We start from the raw sequence: 17,414 nt of genomic DNA on the forward strand, positions 1-17,414 counted from the left end.
ACGTTCCGTCATTCGTGCTACTAAGGGCTCGTTGATCTTTCCAGAGCACCTCAGGAGGTTCGATGGGACTCATCCGAGCAGGTCACGCCATAGCCCTGGCAGCCGTTCTGATGACCGGCCCCTTCCTGTCCGCGCCCGCGGCGAACGCCGCGGACGGCGCGGACGGCGACGCGGCGGCGAAGCCCGGTCTCAGGTTCAGGACGACCCTGGTGGCCAGGCACAGTGGCAAGTGCCTGGACGTGTCGGGCGTCAGCACACAGACCGGTGCCAACGTCCACCAGTGGACCTGCATCTACAACCAGCCCAACCAGGAATGGAACCTGGCCGCGACCAGCGACGGCTACTACACCCTCAGAGCCACGCACAGCGGTAAGTGCCTGGACGTTTCGGGTGTCAGCCTCGACAACGGGGCCAACGTCCACCAGTGGGACTGTCTCTACAACCAGCCCAACCAGGAGTGGAAGCTCGTCCAGCGGGACAGCGGCTACTTCATCCTCGTGGCCCGCCACAGCGGCAAGTGCCTGGACGTGGCGGGGGTCAGCACGGACGACGGAGCCAACGTCCACCAGTGGGCCTGCATCTACGGCCAGCCCAACCAGGAGTGGAGGCTCGCCTGAGCTGACGGCGCGAAGCGCCCCACGTCTCCGCGCCGGTCACGGTGCGGCGTGCCCGAAGACCCATGACGTTCCTGATCACGGTGCCCGATCAGGAACGTCCGGGGCTCAGAGGTCAGCCCTTCAGCGCCCCGGCCATGAGACCGCGCATGAAGAACCGGCCGAGCAGGACGTAGACGATCATGGTGGGGAAGGAGGCGATCAGGGCGGCGGCCATCTGCTGGCTGTAGGGGACGGTCTGGGCTCCGGCGATGTTGTTGAGCATCACGGTGATCGGCCAGCTCTGCGGCCCGGTGAGGAAGACGGCGAACAGGAAGTCGTTCCACAGCGAGGTGAACTGCCAGATGATCACGACCGCGAAGGCGGGTCCCGAGACCGGCAGCACCACCGACCGGTAGGTCCGCAGCATTCCCGCCCCGTCGACCCGGGAGGCCTCGATGAGCTCGTCCGGGATGGTGACGTAGTAGTTGCGGAAGATCAGCGTGCAGATCGGGATGCCGTAGACCACGTGCGCGAGGAGCAGGCCGGGGATCGCGCCGTAGAAGACGCCGTGCGCGCCGGTGAGCGACTCGGTGATCTCGTTGAGCCGGACCAGCAGTTGCACCAGGGGGATCATGACCCCCTGATAGGGGACGAACATGCCGAACAGCAGCAGCGTGAACAGCACGTCGGCGCCGGGGAAACGCCACTTCGACAGCACGTAGCCGTTCATGGAGCCGAGGGCCGCCGAGATCAGCGCCCCGGGTACGGCCAGCAGCACACTGTTGACCACGCCCGGCGCGAGCTTGTCCCAGGCGACCCGCCACGGCTCCAGCGTCCACGTCTCCGGAAGCGCCCAGGCACGGCCCGGGTCCGCCTCGGTCAGCGGCTTGAAGCTGGTGACCAGCAGCACGTAGATCGGGATCAGGAAGACGACCAGGAAGGCGAGCAGTAACGCCAGGCGGACGCCGCGGGCTGTACGGGCCCGGCGCCCGGCCCGCGCGCCCGGACTCCGCGCGCCCCGGTCCCGCCTCCCGCCCAGGGTGCCGCCGGCCGCCTCGGCCTTCACGACCGCCTCCCGCCGCGCTCTTTGCGAAGGGTCCAGACCAGGTAGGGGACGACGAACAGGCTCACCGCGAGCACGATGTACGAGGCGATGGTCGCGCCCTTCGCCGGATCATGGGAGTCGAAGACCGCGACCCACATGAACACCGCGGGAACGTCGGTGATGATCTGTTTGCCGGAGACCGCCACGATCAGGTCGAAGACCTTCAGCGAGATGTGGCCGAGGATGATCAGCGCGGACAGGGTCACCGGGCGGAGCAACGGCAGCACGACGTGCCGGTAGACCTGCCACTCGGTGCAGCCGTCCACACGCGCGGCCTCCCTGAGCTCCTCGGGGACGCCCCGGAAACCCGCCAGGAACAGCGCCATGACATATCCCGACATTTGCCATATTGCCGGGATGGCCATGGCCGCCATCCCCCAGTCCGGGTCCCGGAACCACTCCCACTGCAGGAAGTCCAGGCCCAGGAGGTCGAACAGCCGGTTCAGCCCCACCGCCCGCTCCGCCTGCCCCGAGTTCATCAGCCAGCGCCAGACGACCCCGGTCGCCACGAACGAGACCGCCATCGGAAACAGGTAGACCGCCCTGAACGTCCCCTCCCCCTTGATCCCCTTCTCCATGAGGAAGGCGAGCAGCCAGCCGAGCGCCAGCGCCCCGAGCACGAACACCGCGGTGAAGACGATCGCGTGGTGCACCGAGATGCCCCAGCGCTTCTGATCCCAGAGCGTGATGAAGTTCTCCAGGCCCACGAAACGCCCCTCGGAGATCTCGTCGTGCCTGTCCGTCATGGCCAGCCGGAGGTTCCAGCCGAGCATGCCGTACACAAAGACCCCGATGACGACGATCGACGGCGTGACGAGCAGCAACCCCGGCAGCCACCTGCGCACCCGTGTCACCGGCGTCCTTCCCGCCCGAGGGGCTTTCCTGACCGAGTACGGAGGGCTCCGCGGGCCCGCGGGCCATGGCCCGCGACCGGACGGGTTACCGGGCGCCGCCGGGGCGCCCGGTCCGCCTCACTGGCCCGAGTTCTTGGCGGCCTCGGCGAGCGAGGCCTGGAGCGCGGTCACGTTCCTGTCGGTGTGGAAGACGCCGACCGCCTCGTTGATCGCGACACGCCACGGGTCGTTGACGTTGACGCCGTGCTGGACGGACCCGGCGAGCCTGTTCGTGCTCCAGTCCTTCAGCGCGTCGGCGAGGTAGTCGGTGTAGAGGGAGGTGTCGGCGTCCTTGCGGGCGGGGATGGAGCCCTTCTTCGGGTTGAAGGCGTCCTGCCCCTCCTTGCTCGCGGCGACCTTCAGCCAGGCGATCGCCCCGTCGCGGTTCGGCGCGCCCTTCGGCAGGGTGAAGCTGTCGGACAGCCACATGAAGGTGCCGCCGGTGCCGGGTGAGGGCGCCCAGTCGAAGTCGGTCTTGGACTTCTTGCCCAGGCCGCCGTTCGGTGGGTTGTGGAAGTAGCCGTAGGCCCAGTCACCCATGATGGTGAACGCGGCCTGCCCGTCGGCCACCTGCTTGGCCGCGGGCTGCCAGTCGTCGGCCGGGTCCCCGGCGTAGGACAGGATCGTCTTGAAGTCGTTCAGCGCCTTGGTCATCGCCGGTCCCGACCAGTCGGAACCGGCCGTCCAGAGTTTGTTGTAGGCGTCGGTGCCGAGCGAGCCGAGCAGCACGTTCTCCAGCAGGTGCACCATCGTCCACTCCGAGCCGATCGCGAGCGGGACCTTGCCCGTCTGCTTGACCTTCTCCAGGGCCGCGACGAACTCGTCGATCGTCCTGGGCACCTCGGTCACACCCGCCTGCTTCAGCAGGGCGGGATTGAACCACATCACGTTGGAGCGGTGGATGTTCACCGGAACCGAGTAGATCTCGCCCTGCACGCTGATCTGGTCGACGAGCTGCTTCGGGAGGACGTCCCTCAGCTTGAGCTCGTCGTAGAGGAAGGTGACCGGCTCAAGCTGCCCCGCCTTGATGTATCCCTGCAGCTCGGCGCCCGCGTGCCCCTGGAAGGTGTCCGGCGGGGTGCCGGCCTGCAGCTTGGTCGTCAGCAGGGCGCGCGCCTTGTCTCCCGACCCGCCCGCGACGGCCGCGTCGAAGAACTCAAGACCGGGGTTGTTCTTCTCGAAGATCCCCTTCATGGCCTTCAGACCGTCCGCCTCTCCCGGCCCCGTCCACCAGGAGAAGACCTCGACCTTCTTCCTGCCACTCGCCTGCGGGCTCTGCCCCGCTCCCTGGCCACCGCTGCATGAGGTCAGGGTGAGCAGGGCCGCCACGGTGACCGCGACGGCCGCCCTCCAACGTCGTCGCATCGTTTCCCGTCCCTTCGGGGTAGGAGTCGCGCAGGTTCCCCGAAAACGATGACACCGTTGTCAGCGTGCCCGCATAACAATCAACGCATTTGTCAGCGAGTGGCGTCAAGGCGCGCACGGGTGACATCACACGCCGCAGTCACTCACGCCGAACACGCCGCGGTCACCCACGCCGAAGACCACATCACACACGCTGGACGGCTCCGTCGAGCAGTGCCAGGACGGTGACGCCGAAGTCGTGGATGGTCGCCGACAGCTCCTCCGAGGCCAGGCCCGGAGCGACCACGACCAGGGAGCCGCGCATCAGCGCCAGCCCGACCAGGGTCGTCAGGGCCAGGGTGGACGTCAGCGGCCAGGTCACCAGCAGGACGTCGGACTTCTCCAGCACGACGAGCCTGTCCAGCTCGCACATCCGCCAGATCAGGTCCTCGTGGGTGAACACGCTGCCGTCCTCGACCTGCAACGCGGGCTGTACGGACGGGTCGAGGTGCGGCAGCGGGGCCGGAGCGAGCAGCAGCAGGTCGGCGAAGTCGACGGTGTCACGCGCCTGGCCGAACGCGATCACCTGCCGGACCCTGGAGACGTCGGCGGCCTGCAGCGACGTCTCCGCCAGACCGGGGGTCGTGATCAGCAGCCGCGCGTCCAGCCGGACCAGCAGCTCGCCCATCTCCCCGCCCCGGGAGGCGACGGGCGCCGCGATCCCGCCCGCCGCGATGACGGTGTGCACCGCGAGGGTCTGGGCGGCCACGTTGTCCACGTGGATGCCCGCCACCTGCCGTCCTCGCGCACCCCTTCTGACCAGCCCTGAGGCTCCCCGCGTCACCTCCTCGGCCAGGCGGCGGTGGCCGTAGACCACCCCCGCGCCGAGATCGATCAGCGCGGGCCGGTCACCTCGCTCGTGCGCGCAGCCGAACACCGCCTCGGTGACGGTGGCCTTGATGGACGAGGAGGTGAATCTCATGCCGACGACCGTACGACCGACCTGTCCGAACGGGCATCGACAGATATATGTAAATGAGTGTGTATCCGGGCCCGCCCCCTCTGATGGGCCTTTCCCCGATTAGTTGATTCCCCGGCCTTCGGCACATGGGTGCGGGCTCGAGCCCTGCGCGGCTCGAGCCCGCTGCCGCGTGACCCGTGGCCTTCGGTCCCCACCCCTCCGAGGAGACCTCGACCGTCGGGAGGGACACGCGACGCTCCCGATGTGCTCGACCGAGACGCCTGGGATGGTGTGGGCCTGCCGTACCGGACCGCCGTCATGGCGGGTACGACCCGGAAGGCTGGGCGTCATCGGTCGAACACGAGGAAAACGTACGGTGGGCCGCCGGTACCGCGCATGCTCCGGAGTGCGTATCCCGAGATGTATCTGTGCGGCGGCCCGATGTGTAGCCCCTGTGTGTAGGGCGGTCGCGGCGTTCAGACGCGGTTGTGCTCGATGACCCAGGTCGCGACCTGGGTGCGCGAGGAGAAGCCGAGCTTGGCCAGGATGTTGGCCACGTGCCGGGCCGCGGTCGCGGGGCTGATCACCAGCTCGTCGGCGATGGCCTTGTTGCTCAGGCCCCTGGCGACCAGCTCGGCGATCTCCCACTCACGCCCGGTGAGCGTGGTGAGCGGGGCGGCGGCCGGGCCCTTGCCGGTCGGCAGCGGTATGTCGGCCTGCTCCTCGCCCTCAAGGGCGTAGCGGACCGCCTGCTCCTGGCTCATCTCCTTGCCGAGCGTCCACAGCTGGGCGACCAGCGCGTCGCCGAGCCGCGCGCGGGCGGGCTGGAGCAGCTCCTCCATGCGCGCGCCGAAGCCGGAGGGCATGACGACGCCGCTCATCGCGTGCCTGATCGCGGCCGAGGCTCCCGCCAGGCGCACCGCCCGCTGGTCGTCCTCCTCGGCCAGCGCGAGCTGGGCGAGCGTCTCGATGCGCCGGGCGACGCCGAGCCGCTGACCGGTCCCCCGGCACAGGCGCAGGCTCTCGATCAGCCGGGCGCGGGCGGTCGCGAGGTCTCCCTGGGCCAGGGCGATCCGGCCGAGGCCGGACAGGCAGGTGATGGTCTGCCAGTGGGCCGTGATGTCCTTGAGCATCTCGAGAGCCTGCTCGTAGTAGGAGCGGGCCTCAGCCAGGTCGCCCCGCATCCAGGCGACCTGGGCCAGACCGATGAGCGCGACCGGGGCGGCCCAGTGGTTGTCGAGACCGTTGGCGATCGCCAGCGCGGCCTCGAACGAGCGCTGTGACTCCTTGGCCCTCCCCTCGGACAGCGCGAACGTCCCCTCCATCGCGCGGATCACCATCTCGTGCCAGGGATCGTCGACCCTGCGCACCGCCTCCAGTGCCTCGTCCAGCAGGCACCGGGCCCGGTCAGGGCGCCGCTGGTAGATGGCGACCCAGGCCAGGATGGCCAGCGCCCCGCTGAGCGGCCCGTGCAGGCCCGCCGTCTTGCACAGTTCGGCCGCCTCGGTGCAGGCGTCCTGCGCCTTCCCCGGATCACCCTGGCCGAAGGCCACCTGGCCGCGCAGGACGAGGGCGTCGCCGCGCACGCGCGTGGGCAGCACCGCGGGCGTCGCCGCCAGCAGGCGGTCAAGCCACTCGTCGGCGGGAGTGAACCTGCCGCCCGCGATGGTCGGCCAGCGCAGCAGCACCAGGAGGTGCAGCGCGCTCTCCGGCTCGCCCGCCTCGGCCGACCAGCGCACCGCCGCCCACACGTTGGCCTGCACCTCGTCCAGCAGCACCAGCATCGGGCAGACCTCCGCCCAGGTCGGGCGGGGACGCCGGACGATCAGCTGGTGGATCCGGTCCGCGATCTCGACCATGTGGTCGCGATGCCGCCGTCTCAGCTCGGGCTCCTCACCGGAGCCCTCCAGCTGCTCCGCGGCGTACTGGCGGATCGTCTCCAGCATCCGGTAGCGCGTCTCGCCCGCGACCTCGGCGTCCGCGAGCACCAGGGACTTGTCCACCAGGCCGCACAGGACGCTCAGAACGTCCTCGGCCCACAGGCCGTTGCCGTCGCAGACCCGCTCGGCCATGTCCAGCGTCCATCCGCCGGTGAAGACCGCGAGCCGCCGCAGCAGGATCCGTTCCTGCTCCTTGAGCTGCTGGTAGCTCCAGTCGACGGTCGCCTTGAGCGTCTGGTGCCTGGCGGGGGCGGTCCTGTCTCCCGCGGACAGCAGCCGGAACCTGTCCCTGAGCCGGGCGTGGATCTGCTCGACCGTCAGCACCCTGCACAGCGCGGCGGCCAGCTCGATGGCGAGCGGCATCCCGTCGAGCGCCTCGCACAGGCTGGCGATCTCGTCGGCGTTGTTGTGGTCGAGGGCGAAGCCGCGCGCGGCGGCCTTCGCCCGGTCGACGAAGAGCCGTACGGCCTCGCTGGCGGCCGCCTGCTCCTGACCGGCCGCCCTGGGCAGCGTGAGCGGCGGAACCCGCCACACCGTCTCGCCCGCGACCCGCAGCGGCTCCCTGCTGGTGGTGAGCACGCGCACCTCGGGGCTGATCGTGAGCAGCGCCCTGCAGAACCGGGCGGACTCGTCGATGAGTGACTCACAGTTGTCGATGACCAGCAGTAACTGCCGGTCGGCGAGAGCGTCGAGCAGCGTTTCCGCCAGCGGGCGCGACGGCTCGGCCTTGACCCCGAGCACGGCGGCGACCCGGGGCACGATCAGTTCGTCACGCATCGCCTCGGCCAGCTCGACCAGCCAGACGCCTCCGGGGAAGTCCGCCGCCAGGTGGGTCGCCACCTTGACCGCCAGCCTGCTCTTGCCGATGCCGCCCGTCCCGCACAGGGTCACCAGCCGGGCGACACCGAGCAACTTGACGAGCTCTTCGACGTCGGCCTCGCGGCCGACGAAGTCGTTGGGCTCGAGGGGGAGATTCCCCCCGGCAAGAGAAATGTGCGCGGTGTCCTGTGTCATCGGCTCTTAATGAGGTCGCGGGGCAGCCGTCACAGAAAGTGTGACACCAATTACCGTGCCGTGCCCAGGCTTAGCACCATTTCGGATGCTCGGATTGCCTGACCGTCCCTAATGTCAGGCCGCAGGGAATTAGTGGCGGCGGGTGCCACCCTACTGACCGTGACCGGCCATCGGATGGCGAACTGTCGGGGAGGCGATTCACACTGCAAACATGCCGGACACTCCCCCAGCCTCTAATCCCGCCTCTCCCCCCTCCCCACGCCGCGCTCCCGACGCCCTGCCCGATCCCCCGTCTCCCCCGTCCCCCCGCAAGGCTCCCGACGCCCTGCCCGGCTCCGCGTCTCCTCCCTCCCCGCGCCGGGCGCGCGACACAGCGTCCGACACAGCGTCCGACGCCCCGCCCGGCTCCGCGTCCAACACCGTGCCCGTTCCTCCGCCCGGCGTGGCGCCTCCTGTTCCCCCGCCCGGCTCCGCGCCCGTTCCCTCGCCTGGCACAGCGTCCGGCACAGCGTCCGGCACGACGTCCGGCACGACGTCCGATCCGGTGCTCGGCGAGCTCAACCTCTCCGAGTGGTACGCCCACGTCAACAAGATGACCGGTATCGGCTTCCTCACCATCTCCAGGCGCCTGCCCGCCCTCGTCGCGCAGGCCGTACGGCTGGGCTGGCTGGCCAGCCCCCGCGACACCGTCATCACGATCAGCCTGAGCCTGTTCAGCGGCGTGTTCACCGCGTTCGGACTGCTGGCCACGACCGGGGTGCTCTCCGCCCTGTTCCAGGCGGGCCCGACCCCTGAGCGGGTCGTCGCCGCGTTGCCCAGCCTGATCCTGGTCGGGGTCGCGGGCACCCTGCGCACGCTGACGCAGGCGGGCGCGGGCTGGGCCCAGTCCCGGCTCGACCCCCAGGTGAGCCGAATCGCCGAGGAGCGGCTCTACGGACTGACCAGCCAGGTCGGCCTGGCGGCCTTCGACGAGCCCGACTTCCACGACACGCTCCAGCGGGCCAAGGCACGCGGGGTCGCGACGGCGGACAGGGTGGTCGGCACCGCCATCAACGTGCTGACCGCGCTCATCGGGATCGTGGCGGCGGCCGGCGTGCTCGGGGTGCTCCATCCCGTCCTTCTGCCGCTGCTGGTGCTGGCAGTGCTGCCGGACGCCTGGGCGGCGGTCCGCACCGCCCGCATGCGCTACACCGCGATGTACGCGATGATCCCCGCGAACCGGCGTAAGTGGATCATCTCGGAGCTGCTCGCCGAGCGTGAGTCCGCGGCCGAGGTGCGTTCCTTCACGATGCGGGGCTTCCTGCTGCGGATGTACGACGCGGTGGCGACCTCGGAGCAGAACGTCATGCTCGGCCTGGCGCGGCGGGAGACGTTCGCGAGGATCCTCGGCGAGGCCCTCAGCGGGCTGGGGACGGCCATGGTCTACGTCGCCCTCGGCCTGCTGCTCGCCGCGGGCTCGGTGCCGCTGGCCGTGGCGGGCACCGCCGTACTGGCGATCCGCTCCGGCCAGACCTACCTGTCGAACCTGCTGTACGCGACCAATCGCCTCTACGAGGAGGGGCTGTACTTCACCGACTTCCTCGACTTCTGCACGGAGGCGGAGAGCCGCGTCAGCCCGGAACGTCCGGGGAAGACTCCGGAGACGTTCGAGCGGATCACCGCGGAGGACATCGTCTTCACCTACCCGGGCTCAGAGACCCCCGCGCTGCGGGGAGTCTCCGTCCACATCGACGAGGGCGAGGTGATCGCCCTCGTCGGCGAGAACGGCTCGGGCAAGACCACGCTCGCCAAGCTCCTGTCCGGCCTCTACGAGCCGGACAGCGGACGCGTGCTGTGGGACGAGACCGACCTGGCGGAGGTGAACCTCGACGAGCTGAGACGCAACATCGCGGTCATCGCCCAGGACCACACGCGCTGGCCGCTGACCGCCAGGCACAACATCAGCATGGGCACCGACAAGGGAGAGGCGGCGCTGGTCGCCGCCGCCGAGGTCGCGGGCGCCGATCAGGTCGTGGCCGAGCTGCAGCACGGCTACGACACCCTGCTGGACAGACGGTTCAAGGACGGCCAGGAGCTGTCCGGCGGCCAGTGGCAGCGGATCGCGATCGCCCGCGGTTTCCACCGGGACGCCCCGCTGCTGATCTGCGACGAACCGACCGCCGCTCTCGACGCCCGCGCCGAGCACGCCCTCTTCGAGCGCATCAGGCGGCACGCGGACGGCCGTACCGTCCTGCTGATCACCCACAGGCTGGCCAGCGTCCGTTACGCCGACCGGATCTACGTCCTGGACCACGGCAGGATCGTGGAGCACGGCACCCACGAGCAGCTGATCGGCCTCAACGGCCTCTACGCCGACCTGTACGGCCTGCAGGCCAGCGCCTACTCGGCCTGATCGGCGGGCCTGTGGGAGAGGACCTACTCGGCCTGATCGGCGGCCCCGCGGGAGCGGGGCTACTCCGCCTGGCCGTCGGACTCGCCGGGCGGAGCCTCCTGGGCCTGATCATCCGGACCGGACGGCCCGAGTACGGCCCGCATGATCGCCCTGGCGATCGGAGCCGCGACCTGACCGCCCGACCCGCCGTGCTCGACGAGAACTCCCACCGCGACCCTGGGGGCGGCCGCCGGGGCGAAGCCGGTGAAGACCGCGTGGTCCTGGCCCGTGGTGGAGTTCTCCGCGGTGCCGGTCTTCGCGGCGACCTCGACGCCCGGGATGGCGGCGGCCTCTCCCGTACCCCCCGGCCGGGTGACCGTGACCATCATCGCGGTCAGCAGGTTGGCCTCCGCCGCCTCCATCGTCCTGCGGTACGGCGACGGCTCGGCCCCGTCGACCACCGCACCGTCGGCGAGCCGGATCTCCTCGACCAGGTAAGGACGCATCAGTGAGCCGTCGTTCGCGACCGCCGCCGACAGCATGGCGACCATGAGGGGGGTCACCCTGGTGTCGAACTGCCCCAGCGCCGACATGGCGGTCTGCGCCTGGTCCATGTTCTGAGGAAACACGCTCTCCGCGACAGGCATGGGCACGGTCAGGTCGTCGGCGTCGAAGCCGAACGCCCGTGCCTGCTCGCGCAGCGTTTCCTGGCCGAGGTCGATGCCCAGGTTGGCGAACGGGGTGTTGCAGGAGAGCTTGAACGCGTAGGCCAGCGGCGGGTTGCCGTCCCCGCAGGAGACGCCGCCCGCGTTGTGAAGGTAGGCGCCGCTTCCCGGCAGGCGCAGGGTGGCGGGCGCGCTGACGCCGGTGGTCGGACGGTACCTTCCCGAACCGAGCGCGGCGGCGCTGGTGACGACCTTGAAGGTGGATCCCGGCGGATAGTTCCGCTGGATCGCCCGGTTCAGCAACGGGTCCCGGGGGTCGCTCCGCAGCAGTCTGTCGGCCCTGTCCAGCTCGGCGCCGTCGAAGGTCGTGTAGACGTTCGGGTCGTAGGAGGGGAAGGAGACCATGGCTAGTATCGCGCCGGTCTCCGGCTCGATGGCGACGGCGGCCCCGCGCAGCCCCGTGGCGCGCAGTCCCTCGTAGGCGGCCCGCTGCGCCCTAGGGTCGATGGTGAGCCTGAGCGTCGCCCCAGCCCCAGCCCGCGTGCCGTCCATCAGCGCGCGCAGCTTCACCCGGGGGTCGGTGCCGGACAGCACCGCGTCCTGCGCGCGTTCGATCCCGGTGGCGCCGTAGAGCGAGAGGTGACCGGTCACCGGCGCGTAGAGAGGGCCGCCGGGATAGACGCGCCGATACCCGTACCTGCCGCCCTGGCTCTCAACGCTGGTCGCGACGACGGTGCCGTCACGCAGCAGAATGTCGCCCCGGGGACCGTCGAACCGGGCGATCGTCGTCCGCTGGTTGCGCGGGTCGTCGGTGAGCCGGTCGCTCCGGAAGGCCTGGAGGTAGGTCACGTTGGCCAGCAGCGCGAACATCATGACTCCGCACGTCAGGGCGACGTGCCGAAGTGGAATGTTGATCCGGCGTGCGCGCGGTGCGGCCATCGGCCCTCCCCCGGTCCCGCTACCGGTTTAACAGGCGAAGCGGAAAGGAGGGGCCGCTATGGGGCAAAGCGGTCGTACGACTTCACCAACCACCGCTACGGCCCCGGCTCACACACTCCGCACCTGCCGCCACCACGGCCCCCGGCCCCGCGCATCGTCCCGGAACCGTCCGGCGGCTCGCTCCGGCCGACCGCGCCGACCGCGCCGACCGCGTCAGCCGCGTCCGGCACGTCCGGCACGGCACGTCCGGCGCGTCAGCCGCGTCCGGCGCTCCGAGCGAGCGGCTCGCACTGGGGCATGTCGACCACGTCGCGGTAGTAACCGATCTTGGCCTGGACCGCCCGCTGCTTCTCCCGCAGGTTGGCCACCTGCTCCTCGACCCGCCGGTCATGGGCCTCGAGCAGCGCGAGCCGGTCGGGGATCGTGTGGTCGCCCGCCCTGACCAACTCCGCGAAGCGGAGCATCTCGGCGATCGGCATCCCGGTGTCCCGCAGACAGCGGATCGTGCCGAGCCATCCGACGTCGTCCTGGGTGAACCTGCGCTGTCCGGCCGCGTTGCGGCCGACCCTCCTCAGCAGTCCGATCCGCTCGTAGTAACGCAAGGTGTCGAGGCTGAAACCGGTCTCCTCAACCACCTGTCCCGGCGTGTAGACACTCACGTCCGGCAGCATCCCACCTGGAGCGCACTCCAGGTCAAGCCGAACGCCCCCCGGACGACCGCCCGGCCCGCGCCCCGCCCCGGGCCGCCTTCCTTCCCCACCCGCAGCCCGCCCCGGGCCGCTTTCCTCACCCGCGACCCGCCCTGCCCCCAGGATCGCCCGTGACACGCGGGCTCGCGTGTCACGAGCGGGCCCCGGGCGACCCCGTTGGGCGGTGTCAGGGGCAGGCAGGCGAGATCAGTCGTTGGGCAGGTAGTCCGACAGATAACGGCGGACCAGGCGCTTGCACTCGCCGATCAGCTCGGGGTCACCGTCGCGCCGGGAGCGGAAGGCGAGCTTGAGCACGGCGTCCGCCGCCTCGACCGCGACGATCAGCGCCCTGTCCAGTTGCGGCCCCATCGGGGCGCCGAGCAGCTCGATGGTGATCGTACGAAGCCTGTCGGCCACGATGACGTTGTTCTCAAGGGCGGCGTCGAGCATCCGCTCGGTCCCCTTGAGGGCGGGACCGCCGGGGGTGGGCAGCACCTCACCGAAGTCGACGACCGCGAACCCCGGCGTTGACCGCTTCATCGCGACGAACTCGTCGATCGCGAGGTCGACCATCTCGGTCCAGTCGGACAGTTGCACCGTCGCGAGCCGCGCGGTGACGCGACCGAGGAACGCCTCCAGGTTGCGCAGCGCGAGCGCGCGCACCAACCCCTGCTTGTCGGGAAAGAACTGATAGAACGTGCCAATCGGCACCTCGGCCCGGCGCGCGACCTCCTTGGTGGTCAGGGCCTCGTAACCCACCTCGTCGAGTAACCGCGCGCACTCGTCCAGCATTCGCTCGACGCGTTCGAGGCTGCGGCGCTGAGCCGGACGACGGCGGAGCGTCCCTCCGGAAACGTTCGTCATCACTCCATCATCCACTATGTGACTGACAGCGATTATCATGATCTTTATTGACGTCTTCTATGATCTTTATTGACGTCTTCTGGAGGATGAATGTTCCTTTGGGGAACGGCGACCGCGTCCTACCAGATCGAGGGCGCCGTCGCGGAGGACGGTCGGGGCGTCTCGATCTGGGACACCTTCACCCACCGGTCAGGGCGCGTCCACGACGGTCAGACGGGCGAGGTGACCTGCGACCACTACCACCGCTGGCCGGAGGACATCGCGCTGATGGCGGACCTCGGCGTGAACTCCTACCGCTTCTCCGTCGCCTGGCCCAGGATCCAGCCCGAAGGCAGGGGCGCGGTCAACCAGGCGGGACTCGACTTCTACGACCGGCTGACCGACGCACTGCACGAGCGGGGCATCGTCCCGGCCGCCACGCTGTACCACTGGGACCTGCCGCAGGCCCTGGAGGACGAGGGCGGCTGGCTGAACCGCGAAACCGCCTACCGTTTCGCCGAGTACGCCGCTCTGGTGGCCGACAGGCTGGCCGACCGGATCCCGGTGTGGATCACCCTGAACGAGCCGTTCGTGCACATGGTGTACGGCTACGCCCTGGGCAACCACGCCCCGGGCAGGTCCCTGCTGCTGGACGCGCTGCCGGTGGCCCACCACCAGTTGCTCGGGCACGGGCTGGCCGTACGGGCGCTGCGTGAGCGGGGCGCCGAACGGGTGCTGATCACCAACAACTGCACCCCGGTCTGGCCGGCCTCTGACGATCCGGCCGACCTGGCCGCCGCCGACGCCTACGACACGCTGCACAACCGCCTGTTCAACGACCCCGTACTGCTCGGAACCTATCCGGATCTATCCGCGTACGGCATCGCGCCTGTCCCTTCCCGGAACAGCACCCTCCCCAGCGCGCCCGCCGACCATGTCCGGAACAGCGACCTCAACGCCTCCCCCGACCGGGCCCGCGACGGCGCCCCCGTCTCCTTCCTCGACTGCGTCCTGGAGGGTGACCTCGACATCATCGCCACTCCCGTCGACGGCCTCGGCATCAACTATTACAACCCCACCCGGATCGCCGCCCCGACCGCCGAGGGCCTGCCGTTCACCGACACCGGCATCACCGGCCATCCCGTCACCGGCTTCGGCTGGCCCGTCGTCCCCGACGGCCTGCGCGAACTCCTCACCGGCCTCAAGGCCCGCTACGGCGACGCCCTTCCGCCCGTCTACGTCACCGAGAACGGCTGCTCCCACCCCGACCTCCCCGGCCCCGACGGCGTGGTGGACGACCAGGCCAGGATCGCCTACCTCGACGGCCACATCGAGGCCCTGGAGCGGGCCAGGGCGCAGGGCGTGGACGTGCGCGGCTACTACGTCTGGTCCCTGCTGGACAACTTCGAGTGGGCCGAGGGCTTCACCCAGCGCTTCGGGCTGGTCCATGTCGACTTCCCCACCGGCAAACGCACCCCGAAGGCTTCATATCACTGGCTCAGAAACCGAATCACGAAATAGGAAAGCCGTTCCCGGGCCTCCGCTTTCGAAAATCCCACTGGCGGCTCAGGTATTCCAGATGCGAAACGCGATTCGAATCCCCGGAAACCGGACGGTACGGCCCGCCGCACGTGGCCCGACACCGCACCCGAGCCGACCCGGCGCGGGACCCGATACAGGTCGGGCCGGATACGGTGTCGGGCCTGCCCCGGTGCGGGACCCGATCCGCCATCACGCCTCCTGGCCGCCGTCCTCCTCCGCCTCCCTGCCCAGCGCGGACAGCCGCTCGAACTGCTCGTCGGACAGCGAGACCTCCAGCGCGGCGACGTTCTCCTCCAGGTGCCTGGGCGAGGTGGTGCCGGGGATCGGGATGACCGTCGGGGAACGGCGCAGCAGCCAGGCGAGGGCCGTCTGGGACGGGGTCGCGCCGATCTCCTCCGCCACGGCCGCGACCGGGCTGTCCGGCCCGGCGTGCCCGCCCATCGCGATCGGAAAGAAAGGCAGGAAGGCGATACCGTGCGCGGCGGCGTAGTCCACGACGTCGTCGTGCTGCCGGGTGACGAGGTTGTACATGTTCTGCACTGCGGCGATCGGCGTGATCTCCGCTGCCTCCCTGAGCTGCTCGACCGTCACCTCCGACAGGCCGATGTGCCGGACCTTGCCCTCGTCCCGCAGCTGCTTCAGGGCGCCGATCTGGTCGGCCAGCGGCACGTTCGGGTCGATCCGGTGCAGCTGGAGCAGGTCGATCCGCTCGACACGGAGCCGCCGCAGGCTCAGCTCGGCCTGCTGCCTCAGGTAGGCGGGGTTGCCGAGCGGGATCCATTCGGCGGGGCTTGGCCGTACGACACCGATCTTGGTGGCGATCACCAGTCCCTCAGGGTATGGGTGCAGGGCATCGGCGACGAGTTCCTCGTTCGCCCCCAGCGCGTATGAGTCGGCGGTGTCAACCAGCCCGACCCCCAGTTCGACCGCCCTGCGCAGTACGGCCAGCGCGCCCTCGCGGTCGGCCGGAGCGGTCCAGATCTGGGCGGCCCCGGCCTCCGCCGGCTTCTCCGGCCCGTCGGCCAACCGCATGGCGCCGTACCCGATCCGCCTCACCGTCAGGTCACCGCCCAGGGCGAAAGTGGTGGTCACCGCTGCGTTGTCTGTCGTGTTCGTCATGTCCGCAACGCTAGAAGCTCACATCCATGTGAGCTTCAAGCCGGTGTGAGACAGATCACAAGGATCTCGTCGCGGCGATTCCGGATGAGATCACCCGCCCGACGCCTTGTACAGAACGGACCCGGCGAAGGCCCAGTGGGACCGGCGAAATCTGATCAACGCTCGTGTGAGGTGACCCCGTGCAGACCAGCACCCTGGACCGCAGGACGAAGAGCGGTACCGCGAACACGAGGAAGAACCTCATCACCCCGGCCCGCGGGGCGACCCCCAGCCCCTCCACACGCGGGACGAACCTTGGCTCTTCCAACCGCGAGATGAAGATCGGCGAGCTGGCCCGCGAGACGGACGTGAGCCCCCGCCTGCTGCGCTACTACGAGGAGCAGGGCCTGCTCACCTCACACCGCAGCGAGAGCGGCCATCGCCACTACACGCCCGAGACCCCGACGATCGTCCGCCACATCCGCACCCTCCTCGCGGCGGGCCTGCCCACCCGGACCATCCGCGACATCCTCCCCTGCATCGAAGGCCCGGGCCCTGACCTTCACCCCTGCGTCCGGAACTACCTCCAGGACCACCTCAAAGATCTCGACACCCAGATAACCACCCTCCAGCAGTCCCGCTCCTCCATCGCCGCCCTTCTGACCGCCACGGAGAAAACCCGCGCCTGAACCGGCTACGGCAGAGCACCTCCCCTTTTTCTCATCCAAGAGAATCTGATAGCGAAATACATCTGACCGCTTCGTTGCCAGTCGGGCGATCTGTACACCTCTGGACCTGCCGCATTCACACACCGTCCAAGAAAGGCCCCCCATGGACAACATCTCCTGAAGTCACACGACTGGAGCAGTGAAATCATCAACGACCTCAAGCTTCGGACCTTCACCGCCGCCAAATCAAGAGACGTAAGACAAGAAGCCTTCAGAAACGAAAGCTTTTTGAATTACCTGAAAAATTAAGCATCCACAGCAAGGTCGCGCCGAACACCTTCGTCCGTGTATGCATGGACGGCAACTGGAAGCTCAGACCAAAAGCCAATCAAGGCGATTCTCAGCGGAGATATCTCCTGGTCAATCATCCTGCCGTCCGCAGAGCACACGATCTTTGTGATCGACTCTCCGGCAGCGAACTCCAAGAGACGAAGCGAAGCTCCCGCACCGTTGTTCAGGTCCGGCTCGGAGATCCATACTTCGGAAGCACCGATGTTCACAACGTCGTCCGGTACGACGAGCCGCGCCGAGAAGACGTCTGGATAGTCTCCGGTGCCCGAATCAACACCGAGGGAAGTCCAGGAACCAGTCCGGCCCCGAGCAGCCACCGACAGTTCGGAGGCCAACCTTCCGTTCCCTCTATGACGTAAGAACAGAACAGCTCCCACTCCGGCCTCCGCGTCCCG

14 protein-coding genes are annotated in these 17,414 nt (G+C 69.2%); 4 read left to right on the forward strand and 10 right to left on the reverse strand.

From position 1 onward, the window contains the following. Positions 1-62 precede the first annotated feature (62 nt). Positions 63-617, forward strand: coding sequence for an RICIN domain-containing protein (locus tag AB0395_RS32550; RefSeq protein ID WP_366287736.1), 555 nt, complete (start codon positions 63-65; stop codon positions 615-617). A 112-nt stretch (positions 618-729) separates the two neighbouring features. Here the strand turns inward: AB0395_RS32550 and AB0395_RS32555 are convergent, their stop codons facing one another. The 5 genes from AB0395_RS32555 to AB0395_RS32575 all read right to left on the reverse strand — a co-directional run bounded on the left by AB0395_RS32555 (position 730) and on the right by AB0395_RS32575 (position 7,853). After that, positions 730-1,554 carry a carbohydrate ABC transporter permease gene (locus AB0395_RS32555; protein WP_366287790.1) on the reverse strand — a complete coding sequence of 275 codons (825 nt, stop codon included), beginning with the start codon at positions 1,552-1,554 and terminating at the stop codon, positions 730-732. A gap of 104 nt (positions 1,555-1,658) precedes the next feature. Continuing rightward, entirely contained in the window at positions 1,659-2,555 is an 897-nt protein-coding gene (locus tag AB0395_RS32560) for a sugar ABC transporter permease (protein ID WP_366287738.1), read from the reverse strand. 117 nt (positions 2,556-2,672) lie between these two features. After that, positions 2,673-3,959 (reverse strand): extracellular solute-binding protein, encoded by a 1,287-nt coding sequence (locus tag AB0395_RS32565; RefSeq protein WP_366287740.1) that lies wholly within the window; start codon positions 3,957-3,959, stop codon positions 2,673-2,675. Positions 3,960-4,143: 184 nt separating this feature from the next. Beyond that, positions 4,144-4,920 carry an AMP-binding protein gene (locus tag AB0395_RS32570; protein WP_366287742.1) on the reverse strand — a complete coding sequence of 259 codons (777 nt, stop codon included), beginning with the start codon at positions 4,918-4,920 and terminating at the stop codon, positions 4,144-4,146. 455 nt (positions 4,921-5,375) lie between these two features. Next, complete coding sequence (locus tag AB0395_RS32575) at positions 5,376-7,853, reverse strand: tetratricopeptide repeat protein (RefSeq protein WP_366287744.1); 2,478 nt, start codon at positions 7,851-7,853, stop codon at positions 5,376-5,378. Positions 7,854-8,397: 544 nt separating this feature from the next. On the opposite strand from AB0395_RS32575, the gene AB0395_RS32580 reads away from it, so the two are divergent. Continuing rightward, positions 8,398-10,245, forward strand: a complete 1,848-nt coding sequence (locus AB0395_RS32580) for an ABC transporter ATP-binding protein (protein ID WP_366287745.1) — start codon at positions 8,398-8,400, stop codon at positions 10,243-10,245. 59 nt (positions 10,246-10,304) lie between these two features. On the opposite strand, the gene AB0395_RS32585 is transcribed toward AB0395_RS32580, so the two are convergent. From AB0395_RS32585 to AB0395_RS32595, 3 genes are all read right to left on the reverse strand, one after another. Continuing rightward, positions 10,305-11,828 carry a penicillin-binding protein 2 gene (locus AB0395_RS32585; protein ID WP_366287746.1) on the reverse strand — a complete coding sequence of 508 codons (1,524 nt, stop codon included), beginning with the start codon at positions 11,826-11,828 and terminating at the stop codon, positions 10,305-10,307. A 254-nt stretch (positions 11,829-12,082) separates the two neighbouring features. Beyond that, entirely contained in the window at positions 12,083-12,499 is a 417-nt protein-coding gene (locus tag AB0395_RS32590) for a MerR family transcriptional regulator (protein WP_366287748.1), read from the reverse strand. Between the two features lie 225 nt (positions 12,500-12,724). Next, positions 12,725-13,381 carry a TetR family transcriptional regulator gene (locus AB0395_RS32595; RefSeq protein WP_366287750.1) on the reverse strand — a complete coding sequence of 219 codons (657 nt, stop codon included), beginning with the start codon at positions 13,379-13,381 and terminating at the stop codon, positions 12,725-12,727. Between the two features lie 90 nt (positions 13,382-13,471). Between AB0395_RS32595 and AB0395_RS32600 the strand changes: the two genes are divergently transcribed. Then, positions 13,472-14,881: a family 1 glycosylhydrolase gene (locus tag AB0395_RS32600; protein WP_366287752.1), complete on the forward strand. Its 1,410-nt coding sequence runs from the start codon at positions 13,472-13,474 to the stop codon at positions 14,879-14,881. 210 nt (positions 14,882-15,091) lie between these two features. Here AB0395_RS32600 and AB0395_RS32605 read toward each other — a convergent pair whose 3' ends face one another. Then, on the reverse strand, positions 15,092-16,021 hold the full coding sequence (locus tag AB0395_RS32605) for an aldo/keto reductase (protein WP_366287754.1): 930 nt from the start codon (positions 16,019-16,021) through the stop codon (positions 15,092-15,094). A gap of 179 nt (positions 16,022-16,200) precedes the next feature. Here AB0395_RS32605 and AB0395_RS32610 point away from each other — a divergent pair, with 179 nt between their 5' ends. After that, a complete protein-coding gene (locus AB0395_RS32610; protein ID WP_366287755.1) occupies positions 16,201-16,689 on the forward strand; it encodes a MerR family transcriptional regulator in 489 nt (162 codons plus the stop codon). A 284-nt stretch (positions 16,690-16,973) separates the two neighbouring features. Here the strand turns inward: AB0395_RS32610 and AB0395_RS32615 are convergent, their stop codons facing one another. Further along, a complete protein-coding gene (locus tag AB0395_RS32615; protein ID WP_366287757.1) occupies positions 16,974-17,354 on the reverse strand; it encodes a hypothetical protein in 381 nt (126 codons plus the stop codon). Positions 17,355-17,414 lie beyond the last annotated feature (60 nt).

Origin of the sequence: Streptosporangium sp. NPDC051023, assembly GCF_040689595.1 — a bacterium.
Classification (GTDB): Bacteria; Actinomycetota; Actinomycetes; order Streptosporangiales; family Streptosporangiaceae; genus Streptosporangium.

Coding starts and splice junctions, on each gene's coding strand:
- AB0395_RS32550 (WP_366287736.1), top strand. CDS start 63: ATGGGACTCATCCGAGCAGGTCACGCCATAGCCCTGGCAGCCGTTCTG.
- AB0395_RS32565 (WP_366287740.1), bottom strand. CDS start 3,959: ATGCGACGACGTTGGAGGGCGGCCGTCGCGGTCACCGTGGCGGCCCTG.
- AB0395_RS32570 (WP_366287742.1), bottom strand. CDS start 4,920: ATGAGATTCACCTCCTCGTCCATCAAGGCCACCGTCACCGAGGCGGTG.
- AB0395_RS32575 (WP_366287744.1), bottom strand. CDS start 7,853: ATGACACAGGACACCGCGCACATTTCTCTTGCCGGGGGGAATCTCCCC.
- AB0395_RS32585 (WP_366287746.1), bottom strand. CDS start 11,828: ATGGCCGCACCGCGCGCACGCCGGATCAACATTCCACTTCGGCACGTC.
- AB0395_RS32590 (WP_366287748.1), bottom strand. CDS start 12,499: ATGCTGCCGGACGTGAGTGTCTACACGCCGGGACAGGTGGTTGAGGAG.
- AB0395_RS32595 (WP_366287750.1), bottom strand. CDS start 13,381: ATGACGAACGTTTCCGGAGGGACGCTCCGCCGTCGTCCGGCTCAGCGC.
- AB0395_RS32600 (WP_366287752.1), top strand. CDS start 13,472: ATGTTCCTTTGGGGAACGGCGACCGCGTCCTACCAGATCGAGGGCGCC.
- AB0395_RS32605 (WP_366287754.1), bottom strand. CDS start 16,021: ATGACGAACACGACAGACAACGCAGCGGTGACCACCACTTTCGCCCTG.